Origin of the sequence: Pseudomonas sp. BNK-45, from assembly GCF_047456255.1 — a bacterium.
Lineage (GTDB): Bacteria > Pseudomonadota > Gammaproteobacteria > Pseudomonadales > Pseudomonadaceae > Aquipseudomonas.
Window position 1 is genome coordinate 6,600,683 of record NZ_CP179909.1, and the last position, 16,910, is coordinate 6,617,592.

Here is a 16,910-nt window from a genome sequence, read left to right on the forward strand (position 1 = left end):
GACTTGTACGATTTTTGCCCAACTGCTGTAGGAGCCGGCTTGCCGGCGAATAGGCCCTTGAACCTGATATCGGGCCTCAGGACGCCTTCGCTGGCCAGCCAGCGCCTACGAAAATTGCGCGCATAAAAAAACGCGCCACCCGGGAAAGGTGGCGCGTTTGGCTGACTCAGGAGGAGGATCAGCTGCCGGCGACGGTCATCCGCTCGATCAGCACCGAGCCGGTGCGGATGTTGCTGCGCAGTTCCAGATCGTTACCCACGGCCACGATCTGCTTGAACATGTCGCGCAAATTACCGGCAATGGTCACTTCCTGCACCGCGAACTGGATCTCGCCGTTCTCGACCCAGAAGCCTGCCGCGCCACGGGAGTAGTCGCCAGTGACCATGTTCAGGCCATGGCCCATGAGTTCGGTGACCAGCAGGCCGCGTCCCATGCGCCGCAACAACGCAGCCTGATCTTCATCGCCATGGGTGACGAACAGGTTGTGCACCCCGCCGGCGTTGGCAGTGCTGGGCATGCCCAGTTTGCGCCCGGAATAGGTGCCGAGCACATAGGACACCAACTCGCCGTCCTTGACGAAGGGCTTGGCATAGGTGGCCAGGCCATCGCCATCGAATGCCGAACTGCCCATGGCGCGCATCAGGTGCGGCCGCTCGTCGATCGTCAGCCACTGGGGAAACAGCTGCTGGCCCAGGGCGCCTTCGAGGAACGAGGATTTGCGGTACAGGTTGCCGCCGGAGATCGCGCCGAGAAAACTGCCGAACAGACCGCCGGCCAGTTCTGCGGAAAACAGCACCGGCACTTCGCAGGTCGGCACCGGACGGGCACCCAGCCGGCTGGCCGCACGCTGGGCCGCGCGCTGGCCGATGCTCGCCGGATCCGCCAGCAACTGGCCCTGGCGATTGACGTCGTACCAGTAGTCGCGCTGCATCTGGCCGTTGGCCTCGGCGATCATCACGCAGCTCAGGCTATGGCGGGTCGAGGCGTAACCGCCGATGAAACCATGGCTGTTGCCATACACCCGGCACCCCTGGTGGGTGCTCAAGGTGGTGCCATCGGCATTCTTGATCCGGCTGTCGGCCGCAAAGGCTGCCGCCTCACAGGCCAGGGCCTGCTCGATGGCTTGCTCGGGCGTGATGTCCCAGGCATGGAACAGATCGAAGTCCTGCAGGTCCTTGGCCATCAGGGACGCATCGGCCAGGCCCGACGCTTCATCTTCCGACGTGTGCTTGGCTATCGCCAGCGCCGCAGCCACGGTTTCACGAATGGCCTCCGGACCGCTGGCAGAAGTGCTGGCCGAGCCTTTGCGCTGGCCCACATAAAGGGTGATGCCAAAGCCCTGGTCGCGGTTGAACTCCACGGTTTCCACTTCCCGCTGGCGCACCGACGTCGACAGCCCCTGCTCCAGGGACACCGCCACTTCGCAGGCACTGGCCCCCTGGCGCTTGGCCTCGGCAACAATTTGCTCGACTTGCTCCTGCAGGGCCGGCAAAGCCTGTGGGCCGACGCTTTGTGCTGCACTCATGCTGTTCTCCACTCAAATTCTGCTTTCGATTAAGGCCGGCGAGCGACCGAGCCGGACAAGCGGCCCTCGACTGGTTATCATGGCGGCGTTTCTTTGCGGACTGCCACCATGGTTGATTCTTACGACGACTCCCTCGATGGGGAGAAAAGCAAATCCCAGGTCAAACGCGAGCTGCATGCTCTGGTTGATCTCGGCGAGCGCCTTACCACCCTCAAGCCCGACCTGCTGAACAAACTGCCTCTGACCGACGCCTTGCGCCGGGCGCTGGCGGATGCGCCCAAGCACGTCGCCCATATCGCCCGCAAACGCCACCTGCAATTCATCGGCAAGCTGATGCGGGACCAGGACACCGACGCGATTCTGCAACTGCTTGACCAACTCGATGCCTCCACCCGGCAGTACAACGAACGCTTCCATAACCTGGAACGTTGGCGTGACCGCCTGATCGGTGGCGGCGATGACGTCCTGGAAAAGTTCGTCAACGAGTACCCGGATGCCGATCGCCAACAGCTGCGTTCCCTGATCCGTCAGGCCCAGCACGAGGTGGCCCATAACAAGGCGCCGGCCTCCAGCCGTAAAATCTTCAAGTACATCCGCGAACTGGACGAGACTCAACGCGGTCTGCGTTGAGCCCTCCACGGGCGAGCTGCCCGGCAGCTCGCCCGACGCCCTCCTTCCTATGCACCTGTGCCACCCACGGTGATCGCATCGATCTTCAGGGTTGGCTGGCCGACGCCCACCGGCACCGATTGGCCATCCTTGCCACAGGTGCCAACGCCGCTGTCCAGGGACAAGTCATTGCCCACCATCGACACCCGACTCATGGCCTCGGGACCGTTGCCGATCAGGGTCGCGCCCTTGACCGGAGCGGTGATCTTGCCGTCTTCGATCAGGTAGGCCTCGCTGGTGGAGAACACGAACTTGCCGCTGGTGATGTCCACCTGGCCGCCGCCGAGGTTGGCGCAGTAGATGCCCTTCTTCACCGAAGCGATGATTTCCGCCGGGTCGCTCTCGCCCCCCAGCATGTAGGTGTTGGTCATGCGCGGCATCGGCAGGTGGGCATAGGATTCGCGCCGCCCGTTGCCGGTGCGGGCCACGCCCATCAGGCGGGCATTGAGCTTGTCCTGCATGTAGCCCTTGAGCACGCCGTTCTCGATCAGCGTGGTGCATTCGGTCGGGGTGCCTTCGTCGTCCACGCTCAGGGAACCACGGCGCCCGGCCAGGGTGCCGTCGTCGACGATGGTGCAGAGCTTGGAGGCCACGCTTTCGCCCATGCGCCCGCTATACGCCGAACTGCCCTTGCGGTTGAAGTCGCCTTCCAGGCCATGGCCCACGGCTTCATGCAGCAGCACCCCGGACCAGCCGGAACCCAGCACCACCGGCAAGGTGCCGGCCGGTGCCGGAATCGCTTCCAGGTTGACCAGGGCCTGGCGCAACGCTTCACGGGCATAGCCCATGGCCCGGTCCTCGCTGAGGAAATACCGATAGTCGGTCCGCCCGCCACCGCCGTGGCCACCGCGCTCGCGGCGACCGTTCTGCTCGACGATGACGCTGACGTTGAAGCGCACCAGCGGCCGCACATCCGCCGCCAGGCCTCCGTCGGTGGAGGCCACAAGGATGCGCTCCCAGACCCCGGCCATGCTCACGCTGACCTGCTGGATACGCGGATCCAGGGCCCGGGTCGCAGCGTCAACGCGCTTGAGCAGCTCGACCTTCTCGGCGCGGCTGATGACCTCCAGTGGATTGTCCGGCGCGTACAGCTGAGCCACGTCCTGGGTCGAGAACGCCTGCACCGTGCCGTTCTGCCCGGCCCGGGAAATCGAACGCGCCGCTCGGGCGGCGAGGCCCAGGGCTTCCAGGGTGATGGCATTGCTGTAGGCAAAGCCGGTCTTCTCACCGGACTGCGCCCGCACCCCGACCCCCTGGTCAAGGTTGAAGCTGCCTTCCTTGACGATCCCGTCTTCCAGGGACCAGGACTCGGAAATCTGTCCCTGGAAATACAGGTCGGCGGCGTCGATGCCCGGGCCGGCCAGATCCCCCAGCACGCCCTGCAGGCTTTCGATGGTCACGCCGCCAGGGGCTAGAAGATGTTCACTGACTGAGGACAACAACCCGCTCATATGCTTTGGCCTTAAATTCGTCGTACTTATGCAAGCCGTTGAACGCCTTGCGAGAAAATGCGCCGGTGACTGAACACCGGCATCCGCGCCCGAATGGACGCCTGCTCACTGCTGTCGCGCTCGGCCAGCAGCACAGCCTCACCTTGATCCTGCTGCGCCAGCACTCGCCCCCAAGGGTCGACGATTGCGGCGTGGCCGTAGGTTTCCCGAGGGCCCGGGTGCACGCCCCCCTGGGCCGCCGCCAGTACATAGCACTGGGTCTCGATGGCCCGGGCCCGGATCAGCACCTCCCAATGCGCGGCACCGGTCACTGCGGTAAAAGCCGAAGGCGCGCTGATCAATTCGGCGCCGGCAGCGCGCAACTCGCTGTACAGCTCGGGAAAACGCAAGTCATAACAGACCGTCAGCCCCAGGCGCCCCACCGGCGTATCCGCCACCACCACGCGGTTTCCATGAGCATAGTCATCGGATTCGCGATAGCGGCCGCGATTGTCGGCCACGTCGACGTCGAACAGGTGCAACTTGTCGTAGCGCGCCACCCACTGCCCCTGGTCATCCACCAGCAACGAACAGGCGTTGGACTTGGCATCGGGCTGATTCTCAGGCGGCAGCGGCAGGGTGCCGGCGACAATCCATAACCTGAGGTCGCGGGCGGCCTGTTTCAACCACGGCAGGATCGGTCCCTCGCACAGGGCCTCGGCGCGACCGATGGCGGCCATGTCGCGACGACCCATGGCCGCGAAGTTTTCCGGCAGCACCGCCAGCTTGGCGCCACCGGCGGCAGCGCGTTCGAGCAGGCTGCGGGCCTGCTGCAGATTGGCCAGAACATCGCTCTGGCTGACCATTTGAATCACCGCAAGAGACATGGCGTACTCCGTGTTGGGTAGGCCGCCATGCTACTCCATAGGCACGAATCGAGGATTCTCAAAACGGCTTGTCGAAGGTGATTTTCGGCTCTTTCCACGGGCCCTTGACGTTGTACTTGACGCTGGCGAAGCGCGCCACGCGGTCACCGATCAGCTTGTCGATCAGGAACAGCGCCCCACCCACCGCCGGAGCGCCGACAATCAGCGCGGCGATCGGCAGGTTGTTGGTCACCGGCAAGGTCACCAGCAACTTGGCGTCCACCTGATCGGCCACCATGTCCAGGGTGCCATTGAGCTCCAGATTGCTCGACGGCCCGGTCAGGGTGATCGGTTCTCGGGTGACATAGACGCCGTTGCTCGCCACCAGCACGCCACGCACCCGGTCGTAGCTCAGGCCCTTGCCGAACAGATCGGAGAAGTCCAGGCGCAGCCGCCGGCCGATGGAGTTGAAGTTCAGCAGACCGAATACCCGCAGCGCCTGGGCGCCGCCCTCGACTTCAACGAACTGGCCCTTGCGCAAGGTGGCGTCCAGGCTGCCGGAGTAGCGCTTGAGGCCGACCCAGGCCGGCGAGCCCGGCCAGCGACCGTCAACATCCAGATGAAAGTCTTCGCTGGTTACCGTGGGCGCAAAGCCCCAGCCCTTGAGCACGTCGGCCAGGTTCTTGCCGCCAATGCGCCCGCGGTACCAGCTGTTGCTGGCACCGGCCTGGCCTTCCCAACCACCCTCGCCTTGCAGCTGCATGCCCTTGAGCCCCAGGTCCAGGCTGTTGAAGCTCATGCCCTTGGCGGTAGGACGCACCTTGAGCGCCCAGCGGCCGATCAGGTCCGGGCCCTGGAACAGTTGCTCGATGGCGATATCCAGCGGCGGCACATTCTTGGGGTCCACCGAAGCCAGCGGATCGGGCGCATTCTCGTCGGCCTGGGCCGCCGGGTCTGCGGCCGGCAAGCGCACGTATTGCATATTGATCGCCATCGGCGCCGCCTTGGCATCGGGGATGCCGACAGTGCCCTTGGCCTGCTGACTGTCAATCTGCAACGTCCAGGCGGCGGGCTGCCGGGTCAGCTGCAGGTTGACCTGATCCAGGCGGGTGCCAAAGGCGCTGAGCGTCCCGACCTTGAAGTCAGCACTGCTGAGCAACTGCTTGGCGCTGCCTCCCGGGTCCTTCCCGGCATAGCGGTCCACCAGGTTCTTCCAGGGCTCGACGTCCAGCTCGGACAAGATTCCGCGCACCCGCAGCCCTTTGCTGGTGGGCAGCAAGGCCGCGCCGTCGCCGAGAAACAGTTCGCCACGGCCCTCGCCGAGCTTGCCGCTGGGGGCGGCGAACGTGAAGTCGGCCAGCTCGCCGTAATCGAACCAGTAGCGGCGCTCGGCCCCTTGCAGGGTCATGCGGAACACACTGTTGCGACCGGTGCTGGCGCTCATGCCGAACGGTGCCGGCAGGTCCACCGCCACCCCCTTGAGACTGGAGCTGACCATCAACTGACTGTCGGCGCCATCGAGGTTCAGTTGCAACTGATAGGGCAGCTCGCCAGAGACCGGCAGCGGCTGGCTGACCTGCAACCAATCGGTGAGTTTCTTGATTGCCACCTGCCCCTTGGCCACCACCCGCGTATTGGGCTTGCCGGGCTTGCCATCGGCGAAAATCTGCGCGCTCACCGGCCGGTCGAAGGCCTGGGCACTGATGCCCTCGCCACTGAGCCCCTTGCTGCTGTCAAAGCGGAAGTCGCCCTTGAGCTGACTCAGCTCCAGTGCCGGCTCACTGAGCTTGAGGCGCGCCTTGTCGGTCTTGAAATCCACCACGATCTTCGGCTCTTCGCCCTTGACCAGCGGGATGTCCAGATCCAGCTTGCCTTGCAGGTCACCCTCGCCCTGCCAGCCGGCAAAGGTCGCGGCGGTGCCGATCGGCGCCTCCTGCAGGATCTTCACCCCATCGCCCAGGCCGCCGGCAAAACTGCCGTCGATCAACATGTGGCTGCTGTGCCCGCTGGCCACATGGGGAATGTTGACGAAGACATCCCGCACCTTGGTGTCCAACAACTGGCCCTTGCTGGCGACGATGCGCACGCCGCTGTCTTCGACGAACACATCGCCACTGATCTTGCTCAGGTGCGGCCAGCCCGGCTGGAAGGCCAATTCAGCGTCATGCACCTTGAAAAACAGGCTGATGCTACGAGCCGCTTCGATGGCGTCATGGTTCAGCGAGCCCTGGTACTGGAAGAAGCCCTCATCCACCGCGCCCTTGAGAATCGCCGTGCGCAGCCATTCATCCAGCGCCGGGCTGAGTACCTGGGGCAGGTACTTGGCGGTGTAACGACCATCGCCCTCCACCAGGCCGACCCGCAGGTCCATGTAGTCTTCCTGGCTGTGGTCCAAGTGCAGCCGGATCAGGAAATCGCCGGCAATCTTGCCCTCCTCCCCCAGCACCTTGAGATACGGAGCGATCAGGGTGAAACCTTGCTTGTCCAGTTTCCAGGTCAGGGTGGCGTTGGCCTGGATGTACTGCCAGGGCTTGGCGAAGATCGGGTACAGGTGCAGGGAGAAATCCTTGCTGTCCATGCGCAGCTCGCCCTGCCCCAGGTCGCCGCTGATGCTGCCGCTGACATTGCGGGCCGCCGGAGCGCCGTGATAGGCGTCGAAGCCGACCCGATCAAGGTTGGCGGCGAAGCTCAGGCGCTGGTCGCCGGTGTTCTGCGGGCGATAGTCGAGCAGCACATTGCGCAGCCCGCCGGTGACCTTCAAGCGCTCGACAGTGGTGGCCAGGCCTTCCGGCAGGGGTGCCAGGGCATTGAGGATCGGCGTGAGCGGTGTCAGATCCAGGCGATCGGCCTGCAGATGCCAGAGTTCTTCTTGATTGTCGCCGGCCAGGGTTTGCTGCAGTTGCAGGCGCGACTCCCAACGGGTCTCGCCAAGGCTCAGCGCCAGGGAGTCCAGTTGCACCTGCATGCCCTGATCGCTGCGCTGGAAGAAGGCGTTCAACGCCAGGTTCTTCAGGGTGACCGGCGTGCGCTCGGCATAGGCGCCAGTGAGCTGGGGCGCATTCAGGCGCAGCGCCGCGCTCTGCACGCCACCCTTGGCCCAGTTCAGCCACAGCTCACCGCCGGCCTTGAGTTCGGAGAGTTTCCATTGCTGAGTGACACGCGCCGGCAGCCAGCGTGACCAGTCGCTTTGCGGCAGGCTCAAGTACAGCTCGGCCTGGGCGTCGCGCCAAGCCTGCGCCTGGATCCGCGTGCGCAGATTGACGGCCAGGGGCTGCCCGTCCGGCAGGGTCAGACGCAGGTCAAGACGCTGGCGGCTGGGACCGGTGCGCAGGTTGAGGCCGACATAGGTCAGGGCCAGCGGCGCATGATCCTGCGGCAGCAAGGTGACCTGGCTGTCCAGCAGGGACAGCTCGGCGACCTGCTGCAAGCGGGTCAGCAGTTGCTCCGGGTCCATGGGCTGGTCCTGCTGCATCGGCAGACCCTGCAATTGCCACTGGCCGTCCGCGCCCTCCTTGAGGCTCAGGCTCAGGCCACTGAGTTCCAGGCGCCCTATGCGCAGGTCCCGGGCCAGGAGGCTGCCGAGCATGTCCGGGGCCACGCTGACCTGATCCAGGCGCAGGGCATTGGCCCCGTCGCCCACCGTCACATCGTGGGCCAGCAGGATCGGTGACAAGCCGCTCCAGCGGCCCTCCAGACTGCCGATCTGCACCGGCAAGCCCACAGCCTGCTGCACCTTGGCTTCGACCTCGGCCTGGTACTCGGCCACCAACGGAGTCAGCTCCCGCCCCAGACTGACGTACAGGGCAATCACCACCAACAGCAACGCGCACAGGCCCAGGCCCCAGCGAGTCAGCGTGGCGAACAGACGGATCAGCCGCTCCATTTCAGTTGGCTCCCACGGCAAAAGTCATGCAGAAAGCTGAAGCCAGCCATTTCCACTGAGGTAAGACACGGGGACTCAGAGCAGCACCACGTCGTATTGTTCCTGGGAATACATGGTTTCGACCTGGAACCTGATGGTCCGGCCGATAAAACCTTCCAACTCCGCAACGTTGCCCGACTCTTCGTCCAGCAGACGATCCACCACTTTCTGATTGGCCAGCACTCGGTACCCTTCTGCCTGATAAGCCCGGGCCTCGCGGAGAATTTCGCGGAATATTTCGTAACAGATGGTTTCCGGGGTCTTCAGCTTGCCCCGCCCCTGACAACTGCTGCAGGGCTCGCAGAGCACCTGCTCCAGGCTTTCCCGGGTGCGTTTGCGGGTCATCTGCACCAGCCCCAGCTCGGTGATGCCGATGATGTTGGTCTTGGCGTGATCGCGCTCCAGCTGCTTCTCCAGGGTCCGCAGCACCTGGCGCTGGTGTTCTTCGTCTTCCATGTCGATGAAGTCGATGATGATGATCCCGCCCAGGTTGCGCAGGCGCAGTTGCCGGGCAATGGCGGTGGCGGCTTCGAGGTTGGTCTTGAAGATGGTTTCCTCAAGATTGCGATGACCGACGAAGGCGCCGGTGTTGACGTCGATGGTGGTCATGGCTTCTGCCGGATCCACCACCAGATAGCCACCGGACTTGAGCGGCACCTTGCGTTCAAGCGCCCTTTGCACTTCATCCTCGACCCCGTACAGGTCAAAGATCGGCCGCTCGCCGGGATAGTGTTCCAGGCGGTCGGCAATTTCCGGCATCAGTTCAGCCACGAATTGCGTGGTCTTCTGGAAGGTTTCCCGGGAGTCGATGCGGATCTTCTCGATCTTCGGGTTCACCAGGTCGCGCAGGGTGCGCAAGGCCAGGCCCAGGTCTTCATAGATCACATTGGGTGCGCCGATGGTCTTGATCTGCGCACCGATCTGATCCCACAGCCGGCGCAGGTAGCGGATGTCCATGAGGATCTCGTCGGCCCCGGCCCCCTCGGCGGCGGTGCGCAGAATGAAACCACCCGCTTCCTTGATGCCTTCCTGGGCCACGCAATCGCTGACCACCTGTTTCAGGCGCTCGCGCTCGGCCTCGTCCTCGATCTTCAGCGAGATGCCGACATGGGCGGTGCGAGGCATGTACACCAGATAGCGCGAGGGAATCGACAACTGGGTGGTCAGGCGCGCGCCCTTGGTGCCGATGGGGTCCTTAGTGACCTGCACCACCAGGCTCTGCCCTTCATGGACCAGGGCGCTGATGCTCTCCACCGCCGTGCCTTCGCGGGTGGAGATTTCCGAGGCATGGATAAATGCCGCGCGATCCAGGCCGATGTCGACAAAGGCCGCCTGCATGCCGGGCAGAACCCGTACCACCTTGCCTTTGTAAATGTTGCCGACGATGCCACGGCGCTGGGTGCGCTCGACGTGAACCTCTTGCAGCACTCCGTTTTCGACCACCGCCACCCGCGATTCCATCGGCGTGATGTTGATCAGAATCTCTTCACTCATGGCAGTGTCTCGTTCAGGCGTGTTCATAGAAGGCCGCAGCTGTCTTACACGGCGCTTTAGCGCACTGGAAGGTTTTGCCAACAGGGTATGCCGAAATGGCCGAGCAATTCTGCGGTTTCGCATACCGGCAAGCCGACCACGGCGGAATAACTGCCATTGAGCCCTGCGACAAACACCGCTGCAAGTCCCTGGATCGCATAACCACCGGCTTTGTCCCGGGGCTCGCCACTGGCCCAGTAGAGCGCCGCCTCTGCTGCCGAAACGGGACGAAAACGCACCAGGCTGCGCACCACTCGCGACTCGCAACGCTCGCCGTCGAGCAGGGCAATGGCGGTCAACACTTCATGCTCGCGGCCGGACAGGGCCATGAGCATGTCCAGGGCGTCGGCCTGGTCCCGCGGCTTGCCCAGGATCCGTCCATCGAGCACCACGGCGGTATCGGCTCCCAGCACACAGGCCGGAGCCTGGGACTCGCTGCTGGTGATCAGGGCGCGGCCGGCAGCCGCCTTGCCCCGGGCGAGGCGCTCGACATAGGCGGCCGGAGATTCGTCGGCCAGCGGCGTTTCATCGATATCGGCACTGATGACGGTGAACGGCACGCCGATCTGGGTGAGCAGCTCACGTCGACGGGGCGAACCGGAGGCGAGGTAAAGCGGATTCATCAAGACATCTCCCTGTCGAGGTGCGGGCCAATGCCTGACCGAATTAGTTGATTTTGAAACGTCGACGCAAGCCACGCAGGCCAAAGCTGACCCAAGGCCATAACAAGGCGCTGACCAGGGCCGGCAGCACCAGGGCCAGGGTTGGCTGGCGATTGCCGGTCAGGGCGCTGAGCCAGAGCTGGACCAGCTGCGCCAGACCGAAGATCACCAGGATCACCAGGCTTTGCTGCCACATCGGGAACATCCGCAGGCGCTGCTGCAAGGACAGCACAAGGAAAGTGATCAGGGTCAGAATCAGTGCGTTCTGTCCCAGCAGGGTGCCGTAGAGCACGTCTTCCGCGAGCCCCAGGCACCAGGCCGTGACCATGCCGACCTTGTGCGGCAGGGCCAGGGCCCAGAAAGCCAGCAACAGGGCCAGCCACAACGGGCGCAGGACTTCCATGAACTGAGGCAGTGGCGACACGCTGAGCAACATGCCGATCAGGAACGTCAGCCAGACGATCCAGCCGTTTTGTGAATAGGGGGTGCCCGCCATTATTCTCTTCCTCCGGTGGTGGCCGGTGCTGCTGCCGCAGGCTTGGTTGCCGCAGGCTTCACCACGGGTTTATGGACCGGCTTGGCCGGTGCGTGGGCCGCGGGCTTGGCTGGAGTTGCTGGCGCAGCGGGCGCCGTGCTGGCGGGTGCAGCAGCATTTGCCGCCGGCTTGGGCACCGTGGCCGGCACCACCGGCGCCGCGTTGCCACCTTGCTGATCCTGGGCTTCCTGGGCCTGGGCGGCATCGTTGGCCCGTTCCTCGGCGGTACGCGGATCGCTGAACACCAGCAGCAGGTAACGGCTGCGGTTCAATGCGGCAGTGGGCACCGCCCGCACGATGGCGAACGGCTGGCCGGAGTCGTGGATCACTTCCTTGACCGTGGCCACCGGATAACCCGCCGGGAAACGCTGGCCGAGGCCGGAGCTGACCAGCAGGTCGCCTTCCTTTATATCCGCCGTATCGGCCACATGCCGCAGTTCCAGGCGCTCCGGATTGCCGGTGCCGCTGGCAATCGCGCGCAGACCGTTGCGATTGACCTGTACCGGAATGCTGTGGGTGGTGTCGGTGAGCAGCAGCACGCGGGACGTGTAGGGCATCAACTCCACCACCTGGCCCATCAGGCCACGGGCATCGAGCACCGGCTGACCGAGAAAGACCCCATCGCGCTCACCTTTATTGATGATGATGCGGTGGGTGAAGGGGTTCGGATCCATGCCGATCAACTCGGCCACTTCGACCTTCTCGTTGACCAGTGCCGAGGAGTTGAGCAGTTCGCGCAGGCGCACGTTCTGCTCGGTCAGGGCGGCAAGCTTTTGCATGCGCCCCTGCAGCAGCAGGTTTTCGGTCTTGAGTTTTTCGTTTTCAGCGACCAGTTCGGTACGACTGCCGAACTGACTGGCCACGCCTTGCCATAGCCGCTGCGGCAGGTCGGTGATCCAGTAGGACTGCATCAGCACCAGCGACATCTGGCTACGCACTGGCTTGAGCAGTGTGAAGCGGGCATCGACCACCATCAGTGCGACCGACAGCACGACCAGCACCAGGAGGCGCACGCCTAATGAGGGGCCTTTGGCGAAAAGCGGTTTAATAAGCCGCTCCTCCCAGGCAAATGTTGTGTTTATTCATACGGCATCAAACCGGCCTGGATGCAGATTGACAGAAGATAAACGCCACAGGCAGCACTGCAAAGTGCTGCCTGTGAGCGCAACAGCATAGATGCCCGCCGCGAAGTTATTCGCTGGAGAGCAGGTCCATGGTGTGTTTGTCCATCATTTCCAATGCACGGCCACCGCCGCGAGCGACACAGGTCAGCGGATCTTCGGCGACGATCACCGGCAGACCGGTTTCCTGGGCCAGCAGCTTGTCCAGATCACGCAGCAGGGCGCCACCACCGGTCAGCACCAGGCCACGTTCGGCGATGTCAGAGGCCAGTTCCGGCGGCGATTGCTCCAGGGCGCTTTTCACCGCCTGAACGATGGTTGCCAGGGACTCTTGCAGAGCTTCCAGCACTTCGTTGGAGTTCAGGGTGAAGGCACGTGGCACGCCTTCGGCCAGGTTACGACCGCGCACGTCGACTTCGCGCACTTCGCCGCCCGGGTAGGCGGTGCCGATTTCCTGCTTGATGCGCTCGGCGGTGGACTCGCCGATCAGGCTGCCGTAGTTGCGGCGCACGTAGGTGATGATCGCTTCGTCGAAACGGTCGCCGCCAACCCGCACGGATTCGGCGTAGACCACACCGTTCAGGGAGATCAGGGCGATTTCAGTGGTACCGCCACCGATGTCCACGACCATCGAACCGCGAGCTTCTTCAACCGGCAGGCCGGCACCGATGGCTGCGGCCATAGGCTCTTCGATCAGGAACACTTCACGGGCACCGGCACCAAGGGCCGATTCACGGATGGCGCGACGTTCAACCTGGGTGGACTTGCATGGAACGCAGATCAGCACACGAGGGCTGGGCTGCAAAAAACTGTTTTCATGAACCTTGTTGATGAAGTACTGCAGCATCTTTTCGCAGACGCTGAAGTCGGCGATCACGCCGTCCTTCATCGGACGAATGGCGGCAATGTTGCCCGGAGTACGACCGAGCATGCGCTTGGCCTCAGTACCAACCGCGACAACACTTTTCTGATTACCGTGGGTCCGAATGGCCACAACCGATGGTTCATTCAGGACAATACCGCGCTCGCGCACGTAAATAAGGGTGTTGGCAGTGCCCAGGTCAATGGAAAGATCGCTGGAAAACATGCCACGCAGTTTCTTGAACATGGGAAAGGGACCCTAGGCAACGCGTGGGTAAAAAAGTGCGGCAAACTCTAACAACGACAGGGATTTTGGGCAAGGCGCCAATATGTTAAATTGGCCGCTTTTCTGTGCACCAAACCCCACAATCGCGGCCATAAGACCGTAGAAATGCGGTAGTGTTCCGACAATCTAACACGCGGACGAAATCCGTTTTTGTTTTCCACTGGAGAATCCCATGGCGCTTGAACGCTCCGACGTGGAAAAAATCGCTCATTTGGCCAGCATCAAGCTCAATGAAGGCGATCTTCCACACATCACCTTGGCCCTGAACAGCATTCTCGGGCTGGTGGATGAAATGCAGGCAGTCGATACCGACGGTATCGAGCCCCTGGCCCACCCTCTGGAAGCCAGCCAGCGCCTGCGCGCAGACGTTGTGACCGAGTCCAATCATCGCGAGGCTTATCAGTCCATCGCACCAGCGGTCGAAAGCGGCCTGTATCTGGTTCCGAAAGTCATCGACTAAAGGGAAAGAGCCTGCAATGCATCACATGACTCTGGCCGAGATCGCCCGCGGACTCGCCGACAAGAAATTCTCTTCCGTAGAACTGACCCAGACCCTGCTGGCGCGCATCGCCCAGCTGGATCCGCAGATCAACAGCTTCATCAGCCTCACCCAGGACCTGGCCCTGAGCCAGGCCCAGGCCGCCGACGCCCGTCGCGCCAACGGTGAGAGCGGTGCGCTGCTGGGCGCGCCGATCGCCCACAAGGATCTGTTCTGCACCCAGGGCATCCGCACCAGCTGCGGCTCGAAGATGCTCGACAGTTTCAAGGCGCCCTACGACGCCACCGTGGTCGCCAAGCTGGCTGCGGCCGGGGCCGTGACCCTGGGCAAGACCAACATGGACGAATTCGCCATGGGCTCGGCCAACGAGTCGAGCTGGTATGGCGCGGTGAAGAACCCGTGGAACCTGGAACACGTGCCCGGCGGTTCGTCCGGCGGTTCCGCAGCAGCGGTTGCTGCACGCCTGCTGCCGGCCGCCACCGCCACCGACACCGGCGGCTCGATCCGCCAACCGGCCGCCTTCACCAACCTCACCGGCCTGAAGCCGACCTACGGTCGCGTTTCCCGCTGGGGCATGATCGCCTACGCTTCCAGCCTCGATCAGGGTGGCCCGCTGGCCCGCACCGCCGAAGACTGCGCAATCCTGCTGCAAGGCATGGCCGGCTTCGACCCGAACGATTCCACCAGCATCGATGAACCGGTGCCGGACTACAGCGCCGGCCTCAACGGCTCGCTGCAGGGCCTGCGCATCGGCGTGCCGAAGGAGTACTTCAGCGCCGGTCTCGACCCGCGCATCGCCGAGCTGATCCACAACAGCATCAAGGAGCTGGAAAAGCTCGGCGCGGTGATCAAGGAAATCAGCCTGCCGAACATGCAGCACGCGATTCCTGCGTACTACGTGATCGCCCCTGCGGAAGCCTCCTCCAACCTGTCGCGTTTCGACGGCGTGCGCTTCGGCTACCGTTGCGAGAACCCGGCCAACCTGGAAGACCTGTACAAGCGCTCCCGTGGCGAAGGCTTCGGCAGCGAAGTCCAGCGCCGGATCATGGTCGGTGCCTATGCCCTGTCCGCCGGCTACTACGACGCCTACTACCTCAAGGCACAGAAAATCCGTCGCCTGGTGAAGAACGACTTCATGACCGCGTTCAACGAAGTCGACATCATCCTCGGCCCGACCACGCCCAACCCGGCCTGGAAGCTCGGCGCCAAGAGCAGCGACCCGGTCGCTGCGTACCTGGAAGACGTCTACACCATCACCGCCAACCTCGCCGGCCTGCCGGGCCTGTCGATGCCGGCCGGTTTCGTCGACGGCTTGCCGGTCGGCGTGCAACTGCTCGCCCCGTATTTCCAGGAAGGCCGCTTGCTCAACGTTGCGCACCAGTATCAGTTGAACACTGACTGGCACACCCGCACCCCAACCGGCTTCTGAGGAGACACACATGCAATGGGAAGTCGTGATCGGGCTGGAGATTCATACCCAGCTCACCACTCAATCGAAGATTTTCTCCGGTAGCTCCACCGCCTTCGGTGCCGAGCCCAACACCCAGGCCAGCCTGATCGACCTGGGCATGCCCGGCGTGCTGCCGGTGCTGAACCAGGAAGCGGTGCGCATGGCGGTGATGTTCGGCCTGGCGGTAGACGCCGAGATCGGCCAGCACAACGTGTTCGCCCGCAAGAACTACTTCTACCCGGACCTGCCCAAGGGCTACCAGATCAGCCAGATGGAGCTGCCAATCGTTGGCAAGGGCCACCTGGACATCCCTCTGGAAGACGGCACCATGAAACGCGTCGGCATCACCCGCGCGCACCTGGAAGAAGACGCCGGCAAGAGCCTGCATGAAGAGTTCAACGGTTCTACCGGCATCGACCTGAACCGCGCCGGCACGCCGCTGCTGGAAATCGTGTCCGAGCCGGACATGCGCAGCGCCAAGGAAGCCGTGGCCTACGTCAAGTCGATCCACGCCCTGGTGCGCTACCTGGGCATCTGCGACGGCAACATGGCCGAAGGCTCGCTGCGTTGCGACTGCAACGTCTCGGTCCGCCCCAAGGGCCAGGTCGAGTTCGGCACCCGCTGCGAGATCAAGAACGTCAACTCGTTCCGCTTCATCGAGAAGGCCATCAACTCCGAGATTCGTCGCCAGATCGAGCTGATCGAGGACGGTGGCAAGGTGATCCAGCAGACCCGCCTGTACGACCCGAACAAGGACGAAACCCGTCCGATGCGCAGCAAGGAAGAAGCCAACGACTACCGTTACTTCCCCGATCCGGACCTGCTGCCAGTGGTCATCGAGGACGCCTTCCTCGACCAGGTGCGCGCCACCCTGCCCGAGCTGCCACCGCAGAAACGCGAGCGTTTCCAGGAGCAGTTCGGCCTGTCGACCTACGACGCCAGCGTCCTGGCCACCAGCCGCGAACAGGCGGACTACTTCGAGAAAGTCGCCAGCATCGCCGGTGACGCCAAGCTCGCCGCCAACTGGGTCATGGTCGAGCTGGGCAGCCTGCTGAACAAGCAGGGCCTGGAAATCGACGAAGCCCCGGTTTCCGCCGAACAGCTGGGCGGCATGCTGCTGCGGATCAAGGACAACACCATCTCCGGCAAGATCGCCAAGACCGTGTTCGAAGCCATGGCCAATGGCGAGGGCACTGCTGACGAGATCATCGACAAGCGCGGCCTCAAGCAAGTCACCGACACCGGCGCGATCTCCGCGGTGCTGGATGAAATGCTCGCGGCCAACGCCGAACAGGTCGAACAGTACCGCGCCGCCGATGAGGCCAAGCGCGGCAAGATGTTCGGCTTCTTCGTCGGCCAGGCGATGAAAGCATCCAAAGGCAAGGCCAACCCGCAACAGGTCAACGAACTGCTGAAAAGCAAGCTCGAAGGCTGATCGCGGTTTAACCGCAAGCGGCCCGGGCCGCTTGCGTGTGACGAGGGAGCGGGCTCCCGTTCGGTCGCGCAGCAACGGCATACCGGCCGGCGTCATTCCTGCAAGGAACATCGCCG

At 63.5% G+C, this 16,910-nt stretch carries 13 protein-coding genes; 4 read left to right on the forward strand and 9 right to left on the reverse strand.

Annotated elements, in window-relative coordinates; translation table 11 throughout:
* Nucleotides 1–178: 178 nt before the first annotated feature.
* A complete protein-coding gene (gene pmbA / locus ACMGG8_RS30040; RefSeq protein WP_060837543.1) occupies nt 179–1,525 on the reverse strand; it encodes a metalloprotease PmbA in 1,347 nt (448 codons plus the stop codon).
* A gap of 108 nt (nt 1,526–1,633) precedes the next feature.
* On the opposite strand from pmbA, the gene yjgA reads away from it, so the two are divergent.
* Nucleotides 1,634–2,155, forward strand: a complete 522-nt coding sequence (gene yjgA / locus ACMGG8_RS30045; RefSeq protein ID WP_016966626.1) for a ribosome biogenesis factor YjgA — start codon at nt 1,634–1,636, stop codon at nt 2,153–2,155.
* Between the two features lie 47 nt (nt 2,156–2,202).
* Here yjgA and tldD read toward each other — a convergent pair whose 3' ends face one another.
* From tldD to mreB, 8 genes are all read right to left on the reverse strand, one after another.
* A complete protein-coding gene (gene tldD, locus ACMGG8_RS30050; RefSeq protein WP_060837542.1) occupies nt 2,203–3,645 on the reverse strand; it encodes a metalloprotease TldD in 1,443 nt (480 codons plus the stop codon).
* Between the two features lie 26 nt (nt 3,646–3,671).
* Entirely contained in the window at nt 3,672–4,511 is an 840-nt protein-coding gene (locus ACMGG8_RS30055; RefSeq protein ID WP_060837541.1) for a carbon-nitrogen hydrolase family protein, read from the reverse strand.
* Nucleotides 4,512–4,569: 58 nt separating this feature from the next.
* Nucleotides 4,570–8,373, reverse strand: coding sequence for a YhdP family protein (locus ACMGG8_RS30060; protein WP_414158907.1), 3,804 nt, complete (start codon nt 8,371–8,373; stop codon nt 4,570–4,572).
* 75 nt (nt 8,374–8,448) lie between these two features.
* Nucleotides 8,449–9,906, reverse strand: a complete 1,458-nt coding sequence (rng, locus tag ACMGG8_RS30065; protein WP_060837539.1) for a ribonuclease G — start codon at nt 9,904–9,906, stop codon at nt 8,449–8,451.
* 56 nt (nt 9,907–9,962) lie between these two features.
* Nucleotides 9,963–10,568, reverse strand: coding sequence for a Maf family protein (locus ACMGG8_RS30070; RefSeq protein ID WP_060837538.1), 606 nt, complete (start codon nt 10,566–10,568; stop codon nt 9,963–9,965).
* Between the two features lie 43 nt (nt 10,569–10,611).
* Nucleotides 10,612–11,103 (reverse strand): rod shape-determining protein MreD, encoded by a 492-nt coding sequence (gene mreD / locus ACMGG8_RS30075; RefSeq protein ID WP_016963426.1) that lies wholly within the window; start codon nt 11,101–11,103, stop codon nt 10,612–10,614.
* Nucleotides 11,103–12,191: a rod shape-determining protein MreC gene (mreC, locus tag ACMGG8_RS30080; RefSeq protein WP_082729176.1), complete on the reverse strand. Its 1,089-nt coding sequence runs from the start codon at nt 12,189–12,191 to the stop codon at nt 11,103–11,105. Before mreC ends, mreD begins: the two co-directional genes overlap by 1 nt.
* Nucleotides 12,192–12,333: 142 nt before the next feature.
* Nucleotides 12,334–13,371 (reverse strand): rod shape-determining protein MreB, encoded by a 1,038-nt coding sequence (gene mreB, locus ACMGG8_RS30085; protein WP_002555108.1) that lies wholly within the window; start codon nt 13,369–13,371, stop codon nt 12,334–12,336.
* A 211-nt stretch (nt 13,372–13,582) separates the two neighbouring features.
* Between mreB and gatC the strand changes: the two genes are divergently transcribed.
* The 3 genes from gatC to gatB are packed head-to-tail and all read left to right on the forward strand — an operon-like array spanning nt 13,583 to nt 16,794.
* The gene (gene gatC, locus ACMGG8_RS30090) at nt 13,583–13,870 is read left to right on the forward strand and encodes an Asp-tRNA(Asn)/Glu-tRNA(Gln) amidotransferase subunit GatC (RefSeq protein ID WP_041115970.1); all 288 of its coding nucleotides are present in this window, start codon (nt 13,583–13,585) and stop codon (nt 13,868–13,870) included.
* Nucleotides 13,871–13,886: 16 nt separating this feature from the next.
* On the forward strand, nt 13,887–15,338 hold the full coding sequence (gene gatA, locus ACMGG8_RS30095; RefSeq protein ID WP_060842486.1) for an Asp-tRNA(Asn)/Glu-tRNA(Gln) amidotransferase subunit GatA: 1,452 nt from the start codon (nt 13,887–13,889) through the stop codon (nt 15,336–15,338).
* Between the two features lie 10 nt (nt 15,339–15,348).
* The gene (gene gatB / locus ACMGG8_RS30100; RefSeq protein ID WP_060842485.1) at nt 15,349–16,794 is read left to right on the forward strand and encodes an Asp-tRNA(Asn)/Glu-tRNA(Gln) amidotransferase subunit GatB; all 1,446 of its coding nucleotides are present in this window, start codon (nt 15,349–15,351) and stop codon (nt 16,792–16,794) included.
* The last annotated feature ends 116 nt before the right edge of the window (nt 16,795–16,910 follow it).

Excerpts from the sequence above, each read along its gene's own strand:
- pmbA (WP_060837543.1), bottom strand. The coding sequence starts at position 1,525 with ATGAGTGCAGCACAAAGCGTCGGCCCACAGGCTTTGCCGGCCCTGCAG.
- yjgA (WP_016966626.1), top strand. The coding sequence starts at position 1,634 with ATGGTTGATTCTTACGACGACTCCCTCGATGGGGAGAAAAGCAAATCC.
- tldD (WP_060837542.1), bottom strand. The coding sequence starts at position 3,645 with ATGAGCGGGTTGTTGTCCTCAGTCAGTGAACATCTTCTAGCCCCTGGC.
- ACMGG8_RS30055 (WP_060837541.1), bottom strand. The coding sequence starts at position 4,511 with ATGTCTCTTGCGGTGATTCAAATGGTCAGCCAGAGCGATGTTCTGGCC.
- ACMGG8_RS30060 (WP_414158907.1), bottom strand. The coding sequence starts at position 8,373 with ATGGAGCGGCTGATCCGTCTGTTCGCCACGCTGACTCGCTGGGGCCTG.
- rng (WP_060837539.1), bottom strand. The coding sequence starts at position 9,906 with ATGAGTGAAGAGATTCTGATCAACATCACGCCGATGGAATCGCGGGTG.
- ACMGG8_RS30070 (WP_060837538.1), bottom strand. The coding sequence starts at position 10,568 with ATGAATCCGCTTTACCTCGCCTCCGGTTCGCCCCGTCGACGTGAGCTG.
- mreD (WP_016963426.1), bottom strand. The coding sequence starts at position 11,103 with ATGGCGGGCACCCCCTATTCACAAAACGGCTGGATCGTCTGGCTGACG.
- mreB (WP_002555108.1), bottom strand. The coding sequence starts at position 13,371 with ATGTTCAAGAAACTGCGTGGCATGTTTTCCAGCGATCTTTCCATTGAC.
- gatC (WP_041115970.1), top strand. The coding sequence starts at position 13,583 with ATGGCGCTTGAACGCTCCGACGTGGAAAAAATCGCTCATTTGGCCAGC.
- gatA (WP_060842486.1), top strand. The coding sequence starts at position 13,887 with ATGCATCACATGACTCTGGCCGAGATCGCCCGCGGACTCGCCGACAAG.
- gatB (WP_060842485.1), top strand. The coding sequence starts at position 15,349 with ATGCAATGGGAAGTCGTGATCGGGCTGGAGATTCATACCCAGCTCACC.